Origin of the sequence: Stutzerimonas nitrititolerans (assembly GCF_003696285.1) — a bacterium.
GTDB classification, from domain to species: Bacteria; Pseudomonadota; Gammaproteobacteria; order Pseudomonadales; family Pseudomonadaceae; genus Stutzerimonas; species Stutzerimonas nitrititolerans.
The window spans coordinates 146,729-165,499 of the sequence record NZ_RFFL01000001.1 but is presented as its reverse complement, the minus strand read 5'-3'; the positions used below and the strand labels follow the sequence as shown (position 1 = coordinate 165,499).

Annotated in this window: 14 protein-coding genes; 10 read left to right on the top strand and 4 right to left on the bottom strand. The window is 65.5% G+C overall.

Features of this window, described 5'->3' with window-relative positions; translation table 11 throughout:
- Nucleotides 1-50: 50 nt before the first annotated feature.
- Together EA795_RS00700 and tfpB are read left to right on the top strand one after the other, a co-directional pair.
- On the top strand, nt 51-1,415 hold the full coding sequence (locus tag EA795_RS00700; RefSeq protein WP_122075006.1) for a CYTH domain-containing protein: 1,365 nt from the start codon (nt 51-53) through the stop codon (nt 1,413-1,415).
- Nucleotides 1,416-1,532: 117 nt separating this feature from the next.
- The gene (gene tfpB / locus EA795_RS00695) at nt 1,533-3,317 is read left to right on the top strand and encodes a type IV pilus assembly ATPase TfpB (RefSeq protein WP_122075004.1); all 1,785 of its coding nucleotides are present in this window, start codon (nt 1,533-1,535) and stop codon (nt 3,315-3,317) included.
- Nucleotides 3,318-3,554: 237 nt separating this feature from the next.
- Here the strand turns inward: tfpB and EA795_RS00690 are convergent, their stop codons facing one another.
- Nucleotides 3,555-4,265, bottom strand: a complete 711-nt coding sequence (locus EA795_RS00690; protein WP_014854539.1) for a murein L,D-transpeptidase catalytic domain family protein — start codon at nt 4,263-4,265, stop codon at nt 3,555-3,557.
- 199 nt (nt 4,266-4,464) lie between these two features.
- Here EA795_RS00690 and EA795_RS00685 point away from each other — a divergent pair, with 199 nt between their 5' ends.
- From EA795_RS00685 to EA795_RS00670, 4 genes are all read left to right on the top strand, one after another.
- The gene (locus EA795_RS00685) at nt 4,465-6,072 is read left to right on the top strand and encodes a L,D-transpeptidase family protein (protein WP_122075002.1); all 1,608 of its coding nucleotides are present in this window, start codon (nt 4,465-4,467) and stop codon (nt 6,070-6,072) included.
- A 294-nt stretch (nt 6,073-6,366) separates the two neighbouring features.
- Complete coding sequence (locus EA795_RS00680) at nt 6,367-11,067, top strand: PAS domain S-box protein (protein WP_122075000.1); 4,701 nt, start codon at nt 6,367-6,369, stop codon at nt 11,065-11,067.
- A 67-nt stretch (nt 11,068-11,134) separates the two neighbouring features.
- Nucleotides 11,135-11,440: a DUF2388 domain-containing protein gene (locus tag EA795_RS00675; protein WP_043942871.1), complete on the top strand. Its 306-nt coding sequence runs from the start codon at nt 11,135-11,137 to the stop codon at nt 11,438-11,440.
- A 40-nt stretch (nt 11,441-11,480) separates the two neighbouring features.
- The gene (locus EA795_RS00670; protein WP_014854543.1) at nt 11,481-11,906 is read left to right on the top strand and encodes an OsmC family protein; all 426 of its coding nucleotides are present in this window, start codon (nt 11,481-11,483) and stop codon (nt 11,904-11,906) included.
- 257 nt (nt 11,907-12,163) lie between these two features.
- Here the strand turns inward: EA795_RS00670 and EA795_RS00665 are convergent, their stop codons facing one another.
- From EA795_RS00665 to EA795_RS00655, 3 genes are all read right to left on the bottom strand, one after another.
- Nucleotides 12,164-12,859, bottom strand: coding sequence for a TSCPD domain-containing protein (locus EA795_RS00665; protein ID WP_014854544.1), 696 nt, complete (start codon nt 12,857-12,859; stop codon nt 12,164-12,166).
- A 51-nt stretch (nt 12,860-12,910) separates the two neighbouring features.
- Nucleotides 12,911-15,061, bottom strand: a complete 2,151-nt coding sequence (locus EA795_RS00660) for an adenosylcobalamin-dependent ribonucleoside-diphosphate reductase (RefSeq protein ID WP_122074998.1) — start codon at nt 15,059-15,061, stop codon at nt 12,911-12,913.
- Nucleotides 15,062-15,204: 143 nt separating this feature from the next.
- Nucleotides 15,205-16,143, bottom strand: a complete 939-nt coding sequence (locus EA795_RS00655) for a zinc ABC transporter substrate-binding protein (protein ID WP_122074996.1) — start codon at nt 16,141-16,143, stop codon at nt 15,205-15,207.
- A gap of 65 nt (nt 16,144-16,208) precedes the next feature.
- Here EA795_RS00655 and zur point away from each other — a divergent pair, with 65 nt between their 5' ends.
- From zur to EA795_RS00635, 4 genes are read left to right on the top strand one after another with little or no spacing between them, the layout of a single operon-like run.
- Nucleotides 16,209-16,694, top strand: coding sequence for a zinc uptake transcriptional repressor Zur (gene zur, locus EA795_RS00650; protein WP_014854547.1), 486 nt, complete (start codon nt 16,209-16,211; stop codon nt 16,692-16,694).
- Nucleotides 16,691-17,458, top strand: a complete 768-nt coding sequence (gene znuC, locus EA795_RS00645; protein ID WP_122074993.1) for a zinc ABC transporter ATP-binding protein ZnuC — start codon at nt 16,691-16,693, stop codon at nt 17,456-17,458. Before zur ends, znuC begins: the two co-directional genes overlap by 4 nt.
- Nucleotides 17,451-18,236, top strand: coding sequence for a zinc ABC transporter permease subunit ZnuB (znuB, locus tag EA795_RS00640; RefSeq protein ID WP_014854549.1), 786 nt, complete (start codon nt 17,451-17,453; stop codon nt 18,234-18,236). Before znuC ends, znuB begins: the two co-directional genes overlap by 8 nt.
- A 6-nt stretch (nt 18,237-18,242) precedes the next feature.
- Nucleotides 18,243-18,740: a YgjP-like metallopeptidase domain-containing protein gene (locus EA795_RS00635; protein ID WP_122074991.1), complete on the top strand. Its 498-nt coding sequence runs from the start codon at nt 18,243-18,245 to the stop codon at nt 18,738-18,740.
- The last annotated feature ends 31 nt before the right edge of the window (nt 18,741-18,771 follow it).

Here is an 18,771-nt window from a genome sequence, read left to right as displayed (position 1 = left end):
GTATGACATCAAGCGGTAACACAAACTTGGTATAGGCACCGGTCGGCAACATGCAGAAAGAAACCGAAATCAAACTGCGCGCCAGTCGCGAAACCCTCGCGGCCTTGCGCGACCACCCGTTGCTGAAGAAACGCAACAAGAGCGGCTGGCAGCGCCACGAACTGTTCAATCAGTACTACGACACGCCCGGGCGTGAATTGGCTCAGGCGAAAGTCGCGCTGCGCCTGCGCCGCGACGGCGATCAGTTCATCCAGACGCTGAAGAGCCGTGGCCAGAGCGTAGCCGGCCTGTCCGAGCGCAACGAGTGGGACTGGTACCTGGACAAGGCCAAGCTGGACCCGAAGAAGCTCACCGACGACTGCTGGCCGGCGGCACTCGCTGAACTGGACAAGAAAACCCTCAAGCCGATCTTCACCACCGACTTCGTTCGCGAAAAGGCCGAGATCGCCTGGGGCCGCGGCAAGGCCAGGGTCGTGATCGAAGCGGCGCTGGACCTGGGCCAGGTGCTGGTCGGCAAGCACGCCGAGGAAATCTGCGAGCTGGAACTGGAACTGCGCCAGGGCGAGCCCGAAGCGCTGCTGGAGCTGGCCGCCGAACTGGCCGCCGACCTGCCGCTGATGCCCTGCGACATCAGCAAGGCCGAACGCGGTTATCGCCTGCACGACGCCGACAGCTATGCGCTGAACCTGCCGGCACCGACCCTCGAAGCGAGCATGGCGCTGGACGACGCCTTCGCCGCGCTGGCCTGGCACCTGCTGGGCAACAGCCAGCGTCTGGCCGAGCAGTACCGCTTCAATGGCCACTGGAAACTGCTTGGCCAGTGGCTGCAGCAACTTGTTGACCTGCGCGCCCTGCTCGGCAGCCTCGGCCAGGCCGCACCGCGCGCCAGCAGCCGTGAACTGCGCGAGCTGCTCGACGCGCTGATCCAGGACTGGCGCCCACGCATCGAAGCCGGCCAGGACGACGAAGCGATCCGCCAGAGCGCGCCCGGTGAATTCGCCGCCGAGCTCGATCGCCCACGCTGGGGCCTGTTCTCGCTGAAGGCCTCGCTGTGGCTGCTGCAACGTGGCTGGACCGCTGGACGCAACAACCGTGGCAATCGCCAAGGTGCCGCCGAGCTGGGCAACTGGCTGCCACGTCTGTTAGGCGAGGAAGCCGAGGCACTGCAGCTGTTGCGCTATCAGCAGCAACCCGAGGACCTCGCCGAGCAACGCCCGCGCATGGAGCGGCTGCTGGTCTGGCTGCGCCTGGCCCGCACGACGCTGGAGGTGCCCGAAACCGACCGTCTCTACGGCGAACTGACCAAGCTTTACGAACTGGCGCAGCAGCCACTGAGCGACGAAACGCTCGATGCCCGCATCGAACAGGCACGTATTGTGTGGACGCTCAAGGCCTGGAAGATGCTGACGAAGTAAGCTTTCAAGGCTGGAATTGTAGGGCCGAAATTGTTCGGCCTTTACCAATCCGTAGCCGAATAAGTTCGGCCCTACAGTGCCCGTCTCAAGCGCTTATCGATTTTCCCAGGAGCTTTCATGTCCGCCTTCGCCCCGTCCGTTGCCGACCGCTTCCTCGATCTCAACGACCTGTTGCGCGATCTGGTGGCCCAGGGCCGACTTCTGCAGGAAACCGCCGAGCAGTGCCTGACCCTGCGTCGCGGCACGACGGCCAGCCAGCAGCATCCGCTGGAATTCCTCGCCGCGCAGCAGCTCGACGACCTGGCACGGCCCGGCAAGAAACTGGACCTGGAAACCCTCTCGCTCTGGCTCGCCGATCAGGCCGGGCAGCCCTACCTGCGCATCGACCCGCTGAAGATCAACGTCGCGGCCATCACCCCGCTGATGTCCTACGCCTTCGCCCAGCGCCACAAGATCCTCGCCGTCGCGGTGGACAGCTCGGCGGTGACCATCGCCAGCGCCCAGCCCTTCGTCAAGAGCTGGGAAGCCAACCTCACCCATGTGCTCAAGCGGCCGATCAAGCGCGTGGTGGCCAACCCGGCGGAACTGCAGCGCTTCACCGTGGAGTTCTACCGGCTGGCCAAGTCGGTCAGCGGCGCCACCGCCACGGACCAGAAGGTCAGCGGCACCGGCAACTTCGAGCAGTTGCTCAACCTCGGCGCCAGCGACCAGGAGCCGGACGCCAACGACTCGCACATCGTCAACATCGTCGACTGGCTGTTCCAGTACGCCTTCGACCAGCGCGCCAGCGACATCCATATCGAGCCGCGCCGCGAACAGGGCACGGTGCGCTTTCGCATCGATGGCGTGCTGCACAACGTCTACCAGTTCCCGCCGCAGGTGACCATGGCGGTGGTCAGCCGGTTGAAGAGCCTGGGTCGGATGAACGTCGCCGAGAAACGCAAGCCGCAGGACGGCCGGGTCAAGACCAAGACGCCGGACGGTGGCGAGGTGGAGCTGCGCCTCTCGACCCTGCCGACCGCCTTCGGCGAGAAGATGGTGATGCGCATCTTCGACCCCGAAGTGCTGCTCAAGGGCTTCGACCAGCTGGGCTTTTCCGCCGAGGACCTGCGCCGCTGGCAGAGCATGACCCGCCAGCCCAACGGCATCATCCTGGTCACCGGACCGACCGGCTCGGGCAAGACCACCACGCTGTACACCACGCTCAAGCAACTGGCCACGCCGGAAGTGAACGTCTGCACTATCGAGGACCCGATCGAGATGATCGAGGGCGCCTTCAACCAGATGCAGGTGCAGCACAACATCGACCTGAGCTTCGCCAGCGGCGTGCGCGCGCTGATGCGCCAGGACCCGGACATCATCATGGTCGGCGAGATCCGCGACCTGGAAACCGCCGAAATGGCGATCCAGGCGGCCCTGACCGGCCATCTGGTGCTCTCCACCCTACACACCAACGACGCGCCCAGCGCCATCACCCGCCTGCTGGAACTGGGCGTGCCGCACTATTTGCTCAAGGCGACGTTGCTCGGCGTCATGGCCCAGCGCCTGGTGCGCACGCTCTGCCCGCACTGCAAGACGCCGGTGCAGCTGGATGCCGATGACTGGCAGACGCTGACCAAGCCCTGGAATGCGCCGCTGCCGACCCATGCGCACCAGGCGGTGGGTTGCATCGAATGCCGCGACACCGGTTATCGCGGGCGCGCCGGGGTCTACGAGATCATGCTGCTCAACGACGGCATCAAGCCACTGATCACCGCCGACACCGATCTCATCGCCCTGCGCCGCCAGGCCTTCAAGGACGGCACGCACAGCCTGCGCCTGTCCGGCGCGCAGAAGATCGCGGCGGGGCTGACCACGCTGGAGGAAGTGCTGCGGGTGACGCCGCAGAGCGAGCAGAAATAAGCGGGAGGCTGGAGGCTGTTGTAGGGTGAATGTCGCTTTATACATCCACCAGAACTCCGCCCCGGTGGGGCGCCACCCGGTGGATCGCCACCCGGTGGATCGGTGAAGCGTGATCCACCCTACGTCAGACTGACGCTTCGTTCGCGGTCGAGCCATCGCCGTATGGCCGAACTCATTCGGCCGAAGGTGTGCGCAAGCAAACCGAACAAGTTCGGCCCTACGCTGCTTGCAGTCGATTCAGCCCTGCCGCGCCGCCAGTATTCCCGCCACGCGCGCAGGCTCGCAATTGAGGTAGGCCGAGGACTGCAGCCAGTCCTGGTCGGGATACCAGGAGAACATGAACTGCCCGCCCTTGAGACTATCGACCACCATGCGCGCCACTTCCGGGCGCACCGCCGGGCAGCCCTGGCTGCGGCCGATGCGGCCCTGGGTGGCGATCCAGGCGGGATTCACATAGTCCGCCGGATGGATGACGATCGCGCGCTCGCGGGCGCGGTCGTTCACCCCGGGTTCGAGCCCGTCCATGCGCAGCGAGTAGCCGTGCTTGCCGCTGTAGCTCTCGGCCGTGCGAAACAGGCCGATGCTCGACTGGTGACTGCCCACCACGTTGGAAAAGCGTGTGGCCTGGTTGTCACCGGATTTCTGCCCGTGGGCGACGAAATCCTCGAGCAACAATCGCCCGCGTTGAAGGTCGAAGATCCAGAGTCGCCGTTCTGAAGACGGCAGGGAGAAATCGATCACTGCCAGTCGCTGTGCCGCAACGGCGCCGTTGTTCACCGCACATTGCATGGCGGCCACGGCATGGGTCAGTACCTGACGATCGAGGTTTGGCGCCTTGCTGGCCAGATCGTCGACCAGTGGCTGGTAGGAAGCACTCGCTGCCAGCACCGCATGCGGCAACGTGAGAAGGCCGGCGACGAGCAGAAGGCGTCGGATGGACACGCGCATTGTTTGAGAAACCCCTTGGCGCCGCGACCCAGGAATACGGATCCGCAGGCAACCACTCGCTATTGCAGGTAGCGAACAAGCCAGGCAACCACCTGGCGAAACATGTTTTATGGCTTGAGTGAAACTGGTTTACCCCAGTAGCCGCAGCCGGTATCAGCGGCGCAGTCTAGCAGTCATCGGGACGAACCGGAGTGGAGCCTTGTTCAAAAAACGTGCATTTCGTCTGTTGTTCGGCTTGTTGTTCATACCGCTGACGAGCCTTGCCGAACCGGTGGAAAACCCGCCCGAAGCCATTCGAGGCGTGCTCGAACACCTCGAGAGCTGCCCGGCGGCGCCCCGCACGCTCGACCAGGCGGCGCTGGTTCGCCTGTCCGAGCTTTATCGTCGGCATGGCTTCGAACCGCTCTGGACCTCCTATGCACAGATCCAGAACCTCGTCGCTCAACTCGAAGCGCTGACCGACGACGGCCTGGACTCTGCGCTCTACCAGCCGCAGCAGGTTGGCCGCCAGTTGCAGACGGCGACCGCCGATCCGTTGCATCGCCCGTGCAGCGACGTCCTGGCCAGCCACGCCTATGTGCTGGCGTTGCAGCATCTGAGCCAGGGTCGCCTGCACCAGGAACAGCTGGAACCGGTCTGGCACAGCTCATCGGCCAGCGAAACCGTCTCGTCGCAACGGGTGCTGCAGTTGGCCGAACAGGGGCTGGCCAACCCCGAGCAGGCATTCGACCAGGCTCGCCCGGCGATCGAACAGTACCGAAACCTGCGCAAGGCCTACGTCCGCCTGCGCGACACGCCAGCACCCGCCTGGCCGAACATTCCCGCCGGCCAGACCCTACGCCCGGGGATGAGCGACCCGCGCGTACCCTCGTTGCGCGAGCGCCTGGCCAGCGAAGGCTATCTCGAAACCGCGTTGCCGCTCGACGGCGCGGACGACCGTCACGGCCCCATGCTGGTGGAAGCTCTCAAGCGCTTCCAGGCGCAGCATGCCCTGCAGGACGATGGTGTTCTGGGTGCCGGCACCCTCGCCGCGCTGAACGCCACGCCAGCGGACCGGCTCGACCAGCTCAGGGCCAACCTCGAGCGCTTCCGCTGGCTGGCCGGCGACATCGAGGCCGACTCGCTGCTGGTGGATATCGCCGGAGGCCGGGTGATCTATTTCCGGAATCACCAAGCCCGCTGGGAAGCCCGCACGCAGGTCGGTCGCGCGGCGCGGCAGACCCCGGCGATCAAGTCCAGGGTCAACCGCCTGACGCTCAACCCGACCTGGACGGTACCGCCGACGATCATGCGCGAGGACAAGCTGCCGAAGATCCGCCAGGACCTCGCCTATCTCGAGCAGCAGCAGTTGCAGGTGCTCGACCCGCAGGGCAAGCAGCTGGATCCCGCATCGGTGAACTGGGCGGCCCCCGGTGCCATCATGCTGCGCCAGGCGGCCGGCCCGAGCAATCCACTGGGCCGGGTCGCCATTCGCTTCGCCAACCCCTTCTCCATCTACCTGCACGACACGCCCAGCCAGCAGCTGTTCGCCAGGGCGCCCCGGGCCTTCAGTTCCGGTTGCGTGCGGGTCGAATCAGTGATGCAACTGGTCGAGCTGTTGCTGACCGAGGCCGAGCGCGAACGGGTGACCCAGCTGCTGGAAAGCGGCAAGACGGTGGAGTTCCGCCTGTCGCAGCCGATGCCGATCCTGCTCGCCTACTGGACCGCCGGAGCCGACGCATCCGGCCAGCCGTTCTACCGGCCCGATATCTACCAGCGGGACGCTGCATTGATCCGGGCGCTGGACAAGGCACGGACGGGTACCTGAGCGCCCGCGACAACGCTGGCGGAGGAACCAAGTCACCCTTCGAGAAGTCTCTTGCTCAGCCCATTGGCATGACGCCGAGCGACCGGCCGAGCGTGACGCGATTCGCAGCATCCTCGGGCAGCGCTACGCCGAATGCGATCTCGTCTAATTTGACTTGCTTGCAACCATAACCGGGACAATCATTCGGCTGACGGACGTGAATCATGGGGCTGCACACGGGCGACTCGAGGCGAGCACCGTATGCACGACTGCCCCAACACTCCAAATGGCGCCATGGATAGCCGAGCAGAACTCTTGAACGCAGAACCGAGCGCCAACGCATCATGGGACGAAGATGACCGATTAGCGGCGCTGATCGGCTATTGCATTCTGGATACCCCGGCCGAGACATCCTTCGATGATCTGGTCGAGCTGGCGGTCGATCTCTGCGCCGTCTCCAGCGCCGCCATCCATTTCGTGGCCGATACTCGCCTGTGGTGCAAGGCCGCCGCGGGCGGGCCGCGTGGCACCAGCCAGCCACGCGACGGTTCGCTCTGCGCCCGCGCCATTCTGCAAACCGATCCGTTGGTGATCGAAGACCTCTCGCAGGAGCCGGAGGCCGCCGCCAGTGGCAGGTCCGGCTTTTATGCCGCCGCCGTGCTGCGCACGCCTGAAGGCTTGCCACTGGGAACCTTCTGCCTGTTCGACGACCAACCGCGCCAGCTGACGGCGCGCCAGCTCGGGCACCTCCAAGCCTTGGCGCGCCAGGCGACGGCGGCGCTGGAACTGCGCCGGACGCGGCACATCGACGAGCGCAACCGCCAGATCATCGACAGCGCCGTGGACTACGCCATTCTCACCTGCAGCCCACAAGGCGAGATCACCAGCTGGAACGAAGGGGCGCAGCGCATCCTCGGCTGGCAGGCGACGGAAATCATCGGTCGCGCCGCACGCTGCATCTTCACTCCCGAAGACCGCGCCCAGGGCGTTCTGGAAGCGGAAATGCGCACGGCCCAGGAACGCGGCTCGGCCCTCGACGAGCGTTGGCACCAGCGCCAGGACGGCACGCAGTTCTGGGCCAGCGGCGTGATGATGCCGATGAAGGACGAGCGCGGCGCCCTCCGTGGCTTCGTCAAGATCCTGCGCGACCTGACCGCCACCCGCCTCCAGCAGGCCGCGACCTGGAAGGCCGAACAGCGCTACCGCGCACTCGTCGACCTCAGCCCGCAGGTGATCTGGCAATGCGAGCCGGACGGCGCGCTGAGTTTCTGCAACGGCTACTGGTCCACCTTCACCGACCTGTCGGCGGAGGATTCACGCGGTGACGGCTGGCTCGCCGCCGTCAGCGAGGACAAGCGCGAGCAGGTGCTCGAGCAGTGGCGGCATATTCTGCGCTCCAAGCTCCCTGGCACGCTCGATCTGCCCCTGCTGGATGCCGATGGTGCCCTGCGCTGGTTCCAGGCACGCGGCGCTCCCGTCTACGACGAGAACGGCGAGCTGCTGCACTGGATCTTCGCCGCCCAGGACATCGACGATCGCCGCCGGGCCGACAGCGATCGCCTGGAGAGCGAGGCCTTCACCCGGCTGCTGCTGGATTCGGTCAGCGAGGGTTTCTACTCCATCGACACCGATGGCCAGATCACCATGTGCAACCAGGCGTTCGTCAGGCTGCTCGGCTTCGCCAGCAAGGACGAGGTCCTGGGACGGCAGTTGTGCGAAGTCGTCCGCCACGGCCATCCGGATGGCACTACCTACGAGCCAGAGCATTGCCCGATCCGGCACACCGCGCGTACCGGCGAGCCGGCCCACGCCGAACATGAGCTGCTCTACCGCCAGGATGGCAGCAGCCTGTCGGTGGAATATCGGGTGGCCCCGCTGTACCGCGAAGGCGTGCTGCAAGGCGCAATCTGCACCTTCACCGACATCAGCGAACGGGTACGTGGCGAGGCGCTGCAGGCGTTCCTGCTGGAGCTCAGCGACCAATTGCAGGAAGCCGTCGAGCGCGTCGATTTCAGCGCGATTCTCGGCGGCAGGCTCGGTCGGCTGTTCGGCGTCGAGCGCATTGCCTATGGCTGTCTCGACGAGCACGGCGACCTGCTGATCGCCGAGGAATGGCACAACGGTGGCAGCACCGACCGAGTCGGCCGTCATCCGCTGGGAGAGCTGGGTCAACCACTACGCCGCCACGTGGAACAGGGCGCCATCGTCCCGCTCGACGACCTGCTCGCCGGCGGCCAGCATTCGCCCCTGCATGAACACTTCGCCAGCCAGAGCCTGCTGCTCGCCCCCCTGCCCGAGGAAACCGCCCGGCCGACCTTCCTGTTGTTCGCCTGCAATCAGCCTCGCAGCTGGAGTCAGACCGACCTCGGCCTGGTTCGTGAAATGGTCGAGCGCATTCGCAGCGCCAATGAACGCGCCTGCGCCCGTAAGGCCCTGCTCGACGCCGAACAGCGAATCAGCCTGGCCAACGAGATCGCCTCGATCGGCGTCTGGGAATACGACGTCAGCCGCCAGGAACTGATCTGGGATACCCAGCTCAAGGCGATGGCAGGGCTGGCAGCCGATCAGCGCGGTTTCCAGGCGGCCGACCTGTTTGCGCGGGTACATGCCGACGATCGCGGCGTGTTGATAGGCGCCATCAGCGAAGCACTGGAAGGCAAGGGCGACGGCGAGCTGAGCCTGGAATACCGGATCTACGACAGCCGCACCAACCAGTTCCGCTGGTTCGCCAATCGCGGCCGGCGTCTGGTCGATGCTCGCGGCAACATCCGCCTGCTGGGCACCGCGCGGGACATCACCGCCGAGCGCAATGCCGCGCAGAAGCTGTTGCGCATCAACGCGCTGCTCGAAGAACAGATCGAGGAACGGCACCTGGCCGAGCAACGCCAGGCCGCACTGATGGGGCTCAGCGACCTGTTGCGCGAGCAACCCGACAGCCTGACCATCGCCAACGCCGCGGTGCGCGCCCTGGGCACCACGCTGAACGTCAGCCGCGCCGCCTTCGCCAGCATCGATCCGGGCGGCCAGTACGCCACCATCGAGCGTTACTGGAGCAATGGCTCGCTCAACGTCTATCAGGAGCGCATGTGCTTCGCCGATTATGGCGATTTCCTCTACGACCTGCAGAATGACGAGCTGGTGGTGGTCGACGACGTGCTGCACGACGTGCGCACCGCCTCCCAGGCCGCGAGCCTGCGCGCCCGGCGCATCCAGAGCCTGGTGTGCGTCCCGCTGCAGGAACAGGGCCGGCTCAGCGCGGCGCTGGTGCTGCTGCAGGATCAGCCGCGCGCCTGGCTCGAGGACGACATTTCCTTCATCCGCGAAGTGGCCGACCGGGCCTGGACCGCCGATGAACGCATGCGCGCGGAACGGGCCCTGCGCGCCAGCGAGGAGCAGTTCCGCACCCTGGCCGACAACATGAGCCAGTTCGCCTGGATGGCCGACCCCGCAGGCCGCATCTACTGGTACAACAAGCGCTGGTACGACTACACCGGCACCACGCTGGAAGCCATGCGCGCCCTGGGCTGGCGTGCGGTGCATCATCCCGACCATCACGTCCGGGTGAGCACCTCGATGAAGCGCGCCGTGGCGATCGGTTCGATCTGGGAGGAAACCTTCCCCTTGCGCGGCAAGGACGGCAAGTACCGCTGGTTCCTCGCCCGTGCCCTGCCGATTCGCGACGAACTAGGCCAGGTCATCCACTGGTTCGGCACCAATACCGACATCACCGCCCAGGTGACGGCCGAAGAGGCACTGCGCGAGCTCAACGACAATCTTGAAAGGCGCGTCGCCGAGCGAACCCGCGAACTGGCAGAGATCAACCATCGCCTGCACCTGGAGATGGGCGAACGCGAACGCGCCGAGGACGCCCTGCGCCATGCGCAGAAGATGGAAGCCATCGGCCAGCTGACCGGCGGCCTCGCCCACGATTTCAACAACATGCTCACCGGTGTGCTCGGTGCCCTCGACCTGATCCAGCGGCGGCTCGCCAGCGGGCGCAGCGTCGACCTGGAGCGCTACATCGACGCCGCGGTGACCTCGGCCAATCGCGCGGCGGCGTTGACTCATCGTCTGCTGGCCTTCGCCCGGCGCCAGTCGCTCGATCCCAAACCGGTGGATGTCAACCAGCTGGTGATCTCCATGGAGGACATGCTCAGGCGCACCATGGCCGAGCACATCCAGCTGAACACCCGGCTGCAGCCCGACCCCTGGCTGGCCTACACCGACGCCCATCAACTGGAAAACGCCCTGCTGAACCTGGTGATCAACGCCCGTGACGCCATGGAGGGCGGCGGTCGCATCACCATCCAGACCGGTTGCGTGCGAATCAGCGACTCCCAGCCGGACAACCCGACACCCGGCGACTACGTCACCCTCAGCGTGGCCGACAGCGGCTCGGGCATGCCGGCGGAAGTCGTGACCAAGGCCTTCGATCCCTTCTTCACCACCAAACCCATCGGCCAGGGGACCGGCCTCGGCCTGTCGATGGTCTACGGCTTCGTCAAACAGACCGGCGGCCATGTGCGCATCGACAGCACGGTCGGGCAGGGCACCCTGATCACCCTGTTCCTGCCGCGCAACTGCTTGCAGCCGACCGCTGACGTACCCGAGGAGACCGGCTTCAGCGCCATCCCCGGCGCGCTGCAGGGCGAGACGGTACTGGTGGTTGAGGACGAGGCCGCGGTGCGCATGCTGGTGCTCGAAGTGCTGGAGGAGCTGGGCTACCAGGTACTCGAAGCCGTGGATGCCAACAGCGCCCTGCCGGTGCTGCGCAGCGACCAGCGCGTCGACCTGCTGGTCAGCGATTTCGGGTTGCCCGGCATGAACGGCCACCAGCTGGTGGAAATCGCTCGCCAGCACCGCCCCGAGCTGAAAGTGCTGTTCATTACCGGCTACGCGCCGAATGCCGAGGTGCGCGGCGATTTCCTCGGCCCCGGCATGGACATGCTGGCCAAGCCCTTCAACATCGACGTACTGGCCACCAAGGTCCGCCAGCTGATCGGGCGCGACGGCTGATCCTCCAACCGGAACTCTGCGCTCGCCCGCCGACTCTCAAACAGAGAACCGGATGGAGGCGCTGAACATGATCAAGAAGACTCTGGCAATCGTCGCGCTGAGCGTCATACCGCTCGGCGCAGCCCTGGCCGATGGCCTGGTACGGGACATCCTTTCCTCGGGTGCCACCACCGCATCGACCTACCTAACCTTCAAGGACAACAAGCTGGTAGCGGCCGCTCGCGAAGACGCCGGCAGCTTCGTCGCCAGCGACGGCGCGATTCGCGGCCCGCACCTGGAAGCCACGTTGCGACAGCTGCGCCAGCAGCAACCGCAGCTGCAGGCCAGCGACATGGAACTGGCCAGCGCCATTCTGGCGGCGGAACAGAACTGACGGGGCCGTCCGGCCCGACGAACAACGGAGAACCGACTCGATGAAGAAGACAGCATCGGCCGTCTGGCAAGGCGACCTGAAAACCGGCAAGGGCACCATCAGCACGCAGAGCGGCGCCCTGAAGGACAATCCCTACGGGTTCAACACCCGCTTCGAGGATGCGCCCGGCACCAACCCGGAGGAGCTGATCGGCGCGGCCCATGCCGGGTGCTTTTCCATGGCCCTATCGCTGATGCTGGGCCAGGCGGGACTCACCGCCGAGCGCATCGAGACCCGGGCCGAAGTGACGCTGGACAAGGAAGGCGAAGGCTTCGCCATCACCGCCATCGCCCTGACCCTGGAGGCCCGGATACCCGGCGCCGACGAAGCGCAATTTCAGCAGATCGCCAACCAGGCGAAAGAAGGCTGCCCGGTCTCCAAGGTGCTCAACGCCCGGATCAGCCTGTCCGCGACGCTGGTCAGCTAGCAGGCCGTTGAAAAATGTAGGCGAGGCAGCCAGTGCAAGGCAAAAACAGGCGAAAAAGCGCAGTTTAGGTGTTCTAAATGAGCATTTTGAGCCTGTTTTTAACGCAGCAATGGCAACGTAGGTAGTTTTTCAACGGCCTGCTAGAGCATTCCCTGACGCTCCCGGACGTCATTGCAGACGGCTCGCCAGCAAGCTGGCTCCTACATTGCAACACACCGTAGGAGCGAGCGAGCTCGCGATTAGCGCCTTTCAGCTGGCTAGCCGCACTTCGAATAACCGCAGTTCAGACAGGTGGCGCAACCGTCCATTTGCACCACCGCCTGGGTGTTGCACTTGTTGCACAGCTGCGCACCGGCCGGGAAGCCATCGCCCGGCTCCAGCGCCACGGCACCCTGGCTGGCTTCGTAGGCGGCGCGTTTTTCTGCCAGGTACTTGAGCTGGGTTTCGTCCAGCGCCTGGCCTTCGAGCAGGCCGATGGAGATCAGGTGCCGCTCCAGCACACCGCCGATCTCAGCGACGATGGAAGGCATGTAGACGCCACCCTTCTTCAGGTAGCCGCCGCGCGGATCGAACACCGCCTTCAGCTCTTCCACCAGGAAGGTGCAGTCGCCGCCCTTGCGGAACACCGCGGACATGATCCGGGTGAGCGCGACGATCCACTGGAAGTGGTCCATGTTCTTCGAATTGATGAAGATCTCGAACGGCCGACGCTGCTCGTGCGGCGTGCCGGCGTTGAGCACGATGTCGTTCACGGTCACGTAGAGCGCGTGCTCGAACAGCGGCGACTTGATCTTGTAGGTCATGCCGATCAGCGTTTCCGGGCGCTGCAGGCTTTCATGCATCTCCACCACGCTGGGCTTGGCGGGCGCGCTGGTCTCGCTGGCGGCGGGGCGCTCGAGGGCCTCGTCGACCACCTTGAAACCCTTGATGCGCTGCTTGATCTTTACAGTCATTGCGAATCTCTCCGGCCGGGCCGCATGGGCGGCCCAGGCATCAAATTGTGCTCAGTACTTGCCGTAGTAGCCTTCTTTCAGCGCATCGAACAGGTTGGCGGCGGTGTTCACCTCGCCGTCGTACTCCACCTCTTCGTTACCCTTGAGCTCGACCACGCTGCCGTCCTCGAGAACGAACTGGTACAGGGTCTTCTCCAGATCGGCCTCCTTGACCAGCACGCCCTGGAAAGCGGCCGGGTTGAAGCGGAAGGTGGTGCAACCCTTGAGCCCCTGGCGCCAGGCGTAGCGATAGATGTCCTTGAACGCCTCGAAGGGATAGTCGGTGGGCACGTTGGCGGTCTTGGAGATCGAGGAGTCGACCCACTTCTGCGCGGCGGCCTGGATGTCGACGTGCTGGGTCGGGGTGATGTCGTCGGCGGTGATGAAGTATTCGGGCAACTTCTGCCCTGCCTCCTCGGCGCCCGGCTTGGCCTGGCCATTGATCAGCGCGCGGTAGGCCAGCAACTCGTAGCTGAACACCTCGATCTTTTCCTTGGCCTTGCGGCCGGTGCGGATCAGGTTGCGCGAGTAGTGGTGGGCGAAGCTCGGCTCGATGCCGTTGGACGCGTTGTTGGCCAGGCTCAGGCTGATGGTGCCGGTGGGCGCGATGGAGCTGTGATGGGTGAAGCGCGCGCCCTCCTCGGCCAGCGCCTCGATCAGCTCAGGGGCGTACTCGGCGATCTTCTGCATGTAGCGCGAATACCTGGCGTGCAGCACGCGGCCGGCCACCTGATCGCCGACCTTGTAGCCGTCCTTCTTCATTTCCGGACGCTTGCGCAGCATCTCGGCGGTGACTTCGAAGGTTTCCGCCAGCAGCGGTGCCGGGCCCTTCTCGCGGGACAGATCCAGTGCCACTTCCCAGCCGACCAGCGCCATTTCGCGGGCCACTTCCTCGGTGAACACACAGGATTCCGGGCTGCCATAACGCATCTTGAGCAGCGTCAGGGTCGAGCCCAGGCCCAGGAAGCCCATGCCGTGACGACGCTTGTGCTCGATCTCGTGACGCTGCTTCTCCAGCGGCAGGCCGTTGATCTCCACCACGTTGTCCAGCATGCGGGTGAAGATGCGCACCACTTCGCGGTACTTGTCCCAGTCGAAACGCGCTTCCGTGCCGAAGGGGTCGATGACGAAGGAGGTCAGGTTGATCGAGCCCAGCAGGCAGGAGCCGTAGGGTGGCAATGGCTGCTCGCCGCAGGGGTTGGTCGCCCGGATCGCTTCGCACCACCAGTTGTTGTTCAGCTGGTTGACGCGATCGATGAGGATGAAGCCCGGCTCGGCGTAGTCGTAGGTGGAGACCATGATCATGTCCCACAAATGACGCGCCTTCACCCGTCCGTAGACGCGGCAGGCGACCAGGCCGTCTTCGCGCACGATATAGCCCTCGTGGGTGGGCCATTCGCGCCAGACGACCTGCTCGGGGTCGTCCAGGTCCAGCTCGGCCTTTTCCTTGAGGTGCAGCGGGAAGATCAGCGGCCATTCGGCGTCGTTCTCCACCGCCTGCATGAACTCGTCGGTGATCAGCAGGCTGAGGTTGAACTGGCGCAGGCGACCGTCTTCGCGCTTGGCGCGGATGAATTCGCGCACGTCCGGATGGCCGACATCGAAGGTGCCCATCTGCGCGCCGCGGCGTCCGCCGGCGGAGCTGACGGTGAAGCACATCTTGTCGAAGATATCCATGAACGACAGCGGCCCGCTGGTATGCGCGCCGGCCCCGGAGACGAAGGAGCCACGCGGACGCAGGGTGCTGAATTCGTAGCCGATGCCGCAACCGGCCTTGAGCGTCAGCCCGGCCTCGTGGACCTTGCCGAGAATCTCGTCCATCGAGTCGTCGATGGTGCCGGAAACGGTGCAGTTGATGGTCGAGGTGGCCGGCTTGTAGTCCTGCGCGCCGGCGTTGGAAATGATCCGCCCGGCCGGAATGGCGCCGTTGCGCAGCGCCCAGAGGAACCGCTCGTACCACGGCTCACGCTTGCCTTCCGGCTCGACGTCCGCCAGGGCGCGGGCGACCCGCTGCCAGGTGGCGTCGACGCTCTCGTCGACGGGGGTGCCGTCCTTGCTGGTCAGGCGATACTTCTGCGCCCAGATGTCTTCGGAAGCCGGCTGCAAGGCGATGCCCGAAGTGTTCTTGATTTCTGCCGCGACCGGCCCGCCCGTCTTCGCCATGCGCTGCGCATCCTCATGCAAATGGGAAAAGCGCAAGCTTAAGCCAGAGCGTCCTGCGAGGGTATGACATTCATCAACTTGCCGTTCGCCCAGCGGATTCCCGACCGATGGCACCGGATGCGAGAACCCGCTCGTGGCGCGCCCTACAGGCCTTCCAGACACTCGGCAAGCGTGGAGCCCAGCGATTCCAGCAGGCGCTCGTAACCCCGCGCATCCGCCGTGATACCGCTGCCCAGGGCATCGAGTTCGGCCAGTTGCACCGGCAAGCCGCGGCTCAGGGTCTGCGCCAGGCGCGGCCGGGCCGGTGGTTCGTAGAACACGCAGCTGGGCCCCGCCTGCTGCAGGCGCTGGCGCATCTGGGCGACGTGCCGGGCGCCGGGCTGGGCCTCGCCACCCGCGCTGAAGACGCCGGCGTGACGAAGCCCGTAGGCGGCTTCGAAATAGTCGTAGGCCTCGTGGAAAACGAAGAAGGGTTGATCACCCACCCGCGCCAGGCGCGCCTGCAGGCGCTGGTCGAGCTCGCCCAACCGTTGCCGGAAGGCGGCAAGGTTGGCCTGATAGCGCTGGGCATTGGTCGGGTCGAGCGCAGCCAGATCGCCGGCCATCTTCTCGGCGATGACCAGTGCATTGGCCGGCAGCAACCATAGATGGGCGTCGAGGCTGCCGGGGCGATGAGCGTGATCGTGCTCGCCGTGGTCGTGGTCGTGGTCGTGGTCGTGGTCATCATCATGCGCCGCGTGCGCTTCGCCGAAGTGCCGAAGGGTCAGGCCCGGCAGCGCCTGGATCTGCTGACTGGCGCCACGGCGGCCGGCAACCAGCGGCTTCAGGAACACCTCCATGTCCGGGCCGATCCAGTAGAACAGATCCGCCGCCTGCAGATGCCGTACGTCGGAAGGCCGCAAGGCGTAGTGATGCGCCGACGCCCCAGGAGGCAACAGCACGGCGGGTTCGTCGACGCCATCCTGCACCGCGGCGGCGATCAGCTGGAGCGGCTTGATGCTGGTCAGCAGGTCGACTTTCTCGCGAGCCGCTGCGCCGCTGACGAAGAAGACGGAAAGGATCAGTAAAAATAGACGGGCCACGGGCAACACTCGGCGGATGAGAATAGGTAACATAATAACGTCTCTCCACAACCGAGTCTCTGTCCATGTCCAAGACTCCACTGGCCTATACCCCCCACGACCACGACCATTGCGTCAGCAGCGCGCTGGCCGAGGCCGATACGCTCTGCGCGCGCCAGGGCGTGCGCCTCACCGCACTGCGCAAGCGCGTGCTGGAGCTGGTCTGGCAAAGCCACAAGCCGCTGGGTGCCTATGACATCCTGGCCGTGCTGAGCGAGCAGGATGGCCGCCGCGCCGCGCCGCCCACGGTGTACCGGGCGCTGGATTTCCTGCTGGAGAACGGCCTGGTCCATCGCATCGCTTCGCTCAACGCCTTCATCGGCTGCAGCCATCCGGAACATCCACACCAGGGGCAGTTCCTGATCTGCCGCAGCTGCCACACCGCCATCGAGCTGGAAAACGCCGCGGTGAGCGATGCCATCGCCGCCGCAGCCGCCAGCGTCGACTTCCAGGCCGAAGCCCAGACCGTGGAAGTGGTCGGAATCTGCGCGCCCTGCCGGTTGGCCGCATGAGCGACGCACTGGTTCGCCTGCAGGACATCCACGTGCGGTTTGCCAACCAGGCCGTGCTGGAAGGCGCCGAGCTGCAGGTCGGGCGCGGCGAGATCGTCACCCTCATCGGCCCCAACGGCGCGGGCAAGACGACCCTGGTGCGCACCGTGCTGGGTCTGCTCAAGCCGGACAGAGGCCACGTCTGGCGCAAACCGAAACTGCGCATCGGCTACATGCCGCAGAAGCTGCACGTGGATTCGACGCTGCCGCTGTCGGTGCTACGTTTTCTGCGCCTGGTACCAGGTGTCGATCGCGCCAGCGCGGTCGAGGCTCTGGCCAAGGTTGGCGCCGAGCAGGTGATCGACAGCCCGCTGCAAGGCATCTCCGGTGGCGAGATGCAGCGGGTGCTGCTCGCCCGCGCCCTGCTCCGCGGCCCCGAATTGCTGGTGCTGGACGAGCCGGTGCAAGGCGTGGACATCGCCGGGCAGGCGGAGCTGTACCGCCTGATCGGCCAACTGCGCGACCGCTTCGGCTGCGGCGTGCTGATGGTGTCCCACGACCTGCATCTGGTAATGAGCGCGACCGACAAGGTGGTTTGCCTGAATCGGCACGTGTGCTGTTCGGGCCATCCGGAACAGGTCAGCAACGATCCGGCATTCATCGAACTGTTCGGCCAGGATGCCCGCAGCATGGCGATCTATCACCATCGCCACGACCATGCCCACGACCTGCATGGCGCCGTACTGAAACCCCACGTACACGACGAAAACTGCAAACATGGCTGATTTCCTGCTCAACGCCCTGCTCGCCGGCCTGGCGCTGGCGCTGGTGGCCGGCCCGCTCGGCTCCTTCGTGGTCTGGCGACGCATGGCCTATTTCGGCGACACCCTGTCCCATGCGGCGCTGCTCGGCGTGGCGCTGGGGCTGATGCTGGAGGTCAACCTGACCCTCGCCGTCGTCGTCTGCTGCGTGCTGCTGGCGGTACTGCTGGTCACCTTGCAGCAGCGCCAGCCTCTCGCCTCGGACACCCTGCTGGGGATCCTCGCTCACAGCACACTGTCGCTGGGGCTGGTCTCGCTGAGTTTCATGGACGAGGTGCGCGTCGACCTGATGGGCTTTCTGTTCGGCGATCTGTTGGCGATCAGCCCCAGCGACCTGGCCTGGATCGTCGGGGGCAGCGCCCTGGTGCTGCTGATGCTGATCGCGCTGTGGCGACCGCTGCTGGCGATCACCGTGCACGAGGAGCTGGCCAGAGTCGAAGGTCTGCCGGTGGCGGCCATCCGTCTGGCGCTGATGCTGCTGATCGCAGTGGTAATCGCGGTGGCGATGAAGATCGTCGGCGTGCTGCTGATCACCTCCCTGCTGATCATCCCCGCCGCCGCCGCACAGCGCCACGCACGCACGCCGGAGCAGATGGCCTGCGGCGCCAGCCTGCTGGGCCTGCTGGCGGTTTGCCTAGGGCTGGCGCTGTCCTGGTATCAGGACACGCCGGCCGGGCCGTCCATCGTGGTCTCCGCCGCCGGGCTGTTTCTGCTCAGCTTCGCCTGGCGCAAGCGCAATTGAACGGCCATGGCTGACCTGAAGTACCTGCGCGGCTATCCCGAGCCGCTGCTGGCGCAGGTTCGCCAGCTGATCGCCGAGCAGCGTCTGGGCGACTATCTGCAGCAGCGCTATCCCGGCCGGCATGAAGTCCAGAGCGACAAGGCGCTGTATGGCTACGTGCAGCGACTGAAACAGGACCACCTGAAAAGCGCCCCGCCGATAGACAAGGTGCTTTACGACAATCGCCTGGATCTCACCCACCGTGCCCTCGGCCTGCATACCGCGGTGTCGCGGGTGCAGGGCGGCAAGCTCAAGGCGAAGAAGGAGATCCGCGTGGCCTCGCTGTTTCGCCAGGCCGCGCCGGAGTTTTTGCAAATGATCGTCGTCCACGAGCTGGCGCACCTGCGCGAGAGCGAGCACAACCGCGCCTTCTACAAGCTCTGCGAGCACATGCTGCCAGGCTACGGGCAGATCGAGTTCGACCTGCGGCTGTTCCTGCACTGGCGGGAGATGGCTGACCGCTGAGGCGGTTTCGTAGGGTGGAAAACTCGCAAAG